This window comes from Bacteroides sp. (assembly GCF_052357945.1).
GTDB lineage: Bacteria > Bacteroidota > Bacteroidia > Bacteroidales > Bacteroidaceae > Bacteroides.
In genome coordinates this window covers 1-5,077 of the sequence record NZ_DAWCXD010000221.1, presented here as the reverse complement: position 1 = coordinate 5,077, position 5,077 = coordinate 1, and the positions used below count along the sequence as shown (strand labels likewise).

Below are 5,077 nucleotides of genomic sequence, written 5' to 3'. Positions count from 1 at the left end.
ATGGAGATAATAAAGAATTATTTGAAATATTCGTTGTGGTTCGTACTGATTGTATTTGCAGCCTTACTCGGGCTTCATTGGCTTCCGGTATTAACTATTGACGGACACACGATGAGGCGTATAGACCTTTTGAGCGATCTTCGTTATCCCGAATCAGAGACTGCTGCAGCTGATTCGGACAGCATCCCTTTGCCTCCTGTTGTAAAACCGGCTTTTGTAGATACCTGCCGCGCAGGCATGACTTGCATTGAAGATTACAGCGATTCCACCCTCCGGGGAATGACTCCTTTCTACGAAGCACTCGACCGTGTTTCTTCCACTGACTCTGATGACAAACAGGTACGCATTGCCGTATTCGGAGACTCTTTTATCGAAGCGGATATATTTACAGCCGACTTGCGCGAAATGCTTCAGAAACAATTCGGCGGTTGTGGTGTAGGTTTTGTTACCATCACTTCCATGACAAGCGGTTACCGTCCTACGGTACGGCATACATTTGGCGGATGGTCCAGCCATGCAGTAACAGACAGTATCTATTTCGATAAGAAGAAACAAGGCATTTCCGGACACTATTTTGTCCCCCGGAACGGAGCTTATGTAGAACTACGCGGACAAAATAAATACGCCTCCCTGCTCGATACTTGCCAACGTGCTTCTATCTTCTTCTATAATAAAGATTCCGTTCTTCTTTCTGCCCGTGTGAACAAAGGAGAAAACAAGAATTACTCTTTAGGCCCTTCTGATGGATTACAACAAGTTCAGGTGGACGGACGCATCGGTTCTATCCGTTGGACAGTAGATCGTGCAGACTCTACCCTGTTCTATGGCTTGGCAATGGATGGAAAGAAAGGAATCATTCTCGATAACTTCTCGTTGCGTGGCAGTTCCGGTCTTTCCCTGCGCGGTATTCCGGTACAAACGTTGAAGCAGTTTAACCGCCAGCGTCCTTACGACCTGATTATCCTCGAATATGGCTTGAATGTAGCTACCGAACGGGGACGCAATTATGATAATTACCAGAAGGGATTGATTACAGCTATCGAGCATCTGAAAGAATGTTTCCCACAAGCGGGAATCCTGTTATTGAGCGTTGGCGACCGTGATTATAAGAACGAAAACGGCGAACTCCGTACCATGCCCGGTGTTAAGAATCTGATTCGTTATCAGCAGAACATTGCTGCTGAAAGCGGTATTGCATTCTGGAATATGTTTGAAGCAATGGGCGGAGAAGGCAGTATGGCAAAACTCGTCCATGCCAAACCCTCTATGGCAAACTACGATTATACGCATATAAACTTCCGTGGCGGTAAGCATTTGGCTGGATTGCTTTATGAAACCATGATCTATGGTAAGGAACAATACGACAGGAGGCGTGCTTATGAGAAAGAGTAACCTGCTGTCCATCTTTATTCTCATTCTCGCCGGTATGTTGAGTGTCCCTTGTTTTCTTACAGAAACAATCGCACAAGACCGTATGCCTGTATGCTCTCCATTGGGAAAGACTGCAAAGCGGATAAAGCCTTTACGGGAAATGAACTGGGCGAATGATACGATCAACGTACAAGTAGCCTTCCCTGCTGCTTTTCGCGAAACCGGACGGAATGAGATTATTGACAGCATTGCTCTGCTGGCTCCCGTCTTTGAACATCTCCGCCAGGTACGTGCCGGACTCTCCGAAGATACAGTCCGCATCGTTCATATTGGCGATAGCCACGTGCGTGGACATATCTATCCCCAAACCACCGGTGCCCGTTTGACAGAAACCTTTGGTGCCATTTCTTATATTGATAAAGGCGTCAATGGAGCTACTTGCCTAACATTTACCCATCCGGATCGTATTGCCGAAATTGCTGCCTTGAAACCCGAATTGCTAATTCTCTCTTTCGGAACCAATGAAAGCCATAACCGGCGTTATAATATAAATGTGCACTACAATCAGATGGATGAACTTGTGAAACTGTTGCGCGACAGTCTTCCTAACATACCCATTCTTCTGACTACTCCTCCCGGTTCTTATGAGAGTTTCCGGCAACGGAGGCGTAGACGCACGTATGCCATCAATCCCCGTACGGCAACAGCAGCGGAAACTATCCGCCGTTATGCAAAAGACCATCGCCTGCTCGTGTGGGATATGTATGATGTAGTCGGAGGGAAGCGTCGTGCCTGCACCAACTGGACGGAGGCAAACCTGATGCGTCCCGATCATGTACATTATTTACCTGAAGGATACATCCTGCAAGGAAATTTATTATACCAAGCACTTATACAAGCATATAATGACTATGTTTCCCATTGATATAGATTTCAGTAGACTAAAAGAGGTACTTACCTACGATCCGCAAGCCCCGATGATATTTAGCAGCGGTATCTTCCTTTGGCTGTTCGCTGCTTTCATGGTAGTGTATGTGTTGTTACAACGTAAATACACTGCCCGTATCTTGTTTGTCACCCTCTTTTCCTATTATTTCTACTACAAGAGTAGCGGCACATACTTCTTTCTGCTTGCTATAGTCACCGTTGCCGACTTCTTTCTTGCACAGCTAATGGATCGTGCAGAGGGGTATTGGAAACGTAAAGGATTAGTTGTTTTGAGTCTGAGTATCAATCTGGGACTTCTTGTCTATTTCAAATATACCAATTTTCTGGGTGGAGTGATAGCGTCATTGATGGGAGGAGAGTTTACCGCCCTTGATATATTCCTGCCGGTCGGAATCTCTTTCTTTACTTTCCAGTCGCTAAGCTACACCATCGACGTTTACCGGAGGGACATAAAGCCATTGACGAATCTTTTGGACTACGCTTTCTACGTATCTTTCTTCCCCCAGTTGGTGGCAGGACCTATCGTGCGTGCCCGCGACTTTATCCCGCAAATCCGGAAACCTCTCTTTGTTTCGCAGGAGATGTTCGGCCGCGGAATCTTTCTGATCGTATCCGGTCTTTTCAAGAAAGCCATTATCTCCGATTATATCAGTATCAACTTTGTAGAACGTATTTTTGATAATCCTACTCTCTATTCGGGTGTTGAGAATCTGATGGGAGTGTATGGTTATGCTTTACAGATTTACTGCGACTTTTCCGGATATAGTGACATGGCTATCGGTATCGCTTTATTGTTGGGCTTTCATTTCAATCTCAACTTTAATTCTCCTTATAAGTCTGCCTCCATTACCGAATTCTGGCGTCGTTGGCACATCTCTTTGTCCAGTTGGCTGCGGGATTATCTGTATATTTCTTTAGGAGGAAACCGAAAAGGTAAGTTCCGGCAATATCTGAATCTTATCATTACCATGTTTCTGGGTGGATTGTGGCATGGAGCATCTTGGAACTTCGTTCTTTGGGGAACCTTCCATGGTGTTGCTTTAGCATTGCATAAAATGTGGATGACCATCACCGGACGTAAGAAAGGAGAACAAAGTCATGGTTGGCGGCGTGTGTTCGGAGTGATTATTACTTTCCATTTTGTCTGCTTCTGCTGGATTTTCTTCCGTAATGCCGATTTTCAGAACTCAATGGATATGCTGGGACAGATATTCACTACTTTCCGTCCGCAACTGTTCCCACAGTTACTTGAAGGATATTGGAAAGTATTCGCATTAATGTTGCTCGGCTTCCTGCTTCATTTTGCTCCCGATAGTTGGGAAAATGCTGTTTGCCGGGGAGTGATCCGTCTGCCTTTCGTAGGAAAAGCAGTATTGATGGTAGCGTTGATTTACCTTGTTATTCAGATGAAGAGTTCGGAGATCCAGCCGTTTATTTATTTCCAGTTCTGATCCGCCTTCTTTTTAATATCCGGTTAAAGCTGTAATTGGAATATTTTTCCTTTCTTTGTGAAAGGAAAATATAAACAATCTGCTTTATGGAAAACTCTTTCAGTTATCAGCCGGCAGCCGGTCGCTACGAACAGATGCCATATAAATATTGTGGCAAGAGTGGCTTGCAGTTACCTCTAATCTCTTTGGGGTTGTGGCATAATTTCGGTAGTGTGGATAATTTCAATGTAGCAACCGACATGATTAAGTATGCTTTCGATCACGGTGTTACTCATTTCGACTTGGCAAATAATTACGGTCCCGCTCCCGGAAGTGCCGAAGTAAATTTCGGGCGAATCTTGAAAGAGAACTTTCAAGGCTACCGGGATGAAATGATTATCTCTTCCAAAGCCGGTCATGAGATGTGGGCAGGCCCTTATGGCGGAAATAGCTCTCGTAAAAATCTGATGGCGAGCATTGACCAAAGTCTTCGCCGGACAGGTTTGGAATATTTTGATATCTTCTATAGTCATCGTTATGATGGAGTTACTCCGGTCGAAGAAACCATCCAGACATTGATTGATATTGTGAAGCAAGGGAAAGCGCTGTATATCGGAATTTCTAAATATCCTCCCGAACAAGCCCGTGTTGCCTATGAGATGATGGCAAAAGCCGGTGTTCCCTGTCTTATCAGTCAATATCGGTATAGTATGTTCGATCGTGCGGTTGAGGCTGAATCACTTCCTTTGGCAGCGGAATACGGTTCCGGTTTCATAGCTTTCTCTCCTTTGGCACAAGGATTATTGACCGATAAATACCTGAACGGCATCCCGGAAGGTTCCCGTGCCGCACGTTCTTCGGGTTTTCTTCAACAGTCTCAAGTGACGCCTGAAAAGGTAGAAGTCGCCCGTCAATTAAATGAAATAGCCCGCCGTCGTGGACAAACGCTGGCTGAAATGGCTTTGGCATGGGTGCTGAAAGACGAAAGGATGACATCGGTGATTGTAGGTGCAAGTTCTGTGAATCAGTTGGCCGACAATTTGAAAACGCTGGAACATTTGGAGTTTACGGCAGACGAGTTGAAGGAGATAGAACAGGTTTTACCCGGATAATTATGTTTTGTTCTACTTGCTGAAATTTCAGCCTTAGGATCTTCTGCAAGCGTTTTTTTCATTTCTCATATTCTCATAGGTTATGTGATAATTGCTTGTAAATCAATAATATAATACTATGAGAAATAAACTGTAAAGTGGTATTTCTCATAGATTTCCAATCATTTCTCCTCTTATTCTCATACTCCTTTTATCTGTTTTGCTTATTTCTCATGC

The 5,077-nt window shown here is 44.5% G+C and carries 4 protein-coding genes; all 4 read left to right on the top strand.

Annotation, left to right across the window (positions count from 1 at the left end; all coding sequences use genetic code 11):
• Positions 1 to 1,392: SGNH/GDSL hydrolase family protein (locus ACT8YW_RS21665; RefSeq protein WP_444107108.1), on the top strand; the 1,392-nt coding region annotated here is incomplete at its 5' end.
• Positions 1,379 to 2,296 carry an SGNH/GDSL hydrolase family protein gene (locus tag ACT8YW_RS21660; protein WP_187343929.1) on the top strand — a complete coding sequence of 306 codons (918 nt, stop codon included), beginning with the start codon at positions 1,379 to 1,381 and terminating at the stop codon, positions 2,294 to 2,296. The genes ACT8YW_RS21665 and ACT8YW_RS21660, both read left to right, overlap by 14 nt.
• The gene (locus ACT8YW_RS21655) at positions 2,283 to 3,770 is read left to right on the top strand and encodes an MBOAT family O-acyltransferase (protein ID WP_444107109.1); all 1,488 of its coding nucleotides are present in this window, start codon (positions 2,283 to 2,285) and stop codon (positions 3,768 to 3,770) included. Before ACT8YW_RS21660 ends, ACT8YW_RS21655 begins: the two co-directional genes overlap by 14 nt.
• An 86-nt stretch (positions 3,771 to 3,856) precedes the next feature.
• On the top strand, positions 3,857 to 4,861 hold the full coding sequence (locus ACT8YW_RS21650; protein WP_444107107.1) for an aldo/keto reductase: 1,005 nt from the start codon (positions 3,857 to 3,859) through the stop codon (positions 4,859 to 4,861).
• Positions 4,862 to 5,077: the final 216 nt, after the last annotated feature.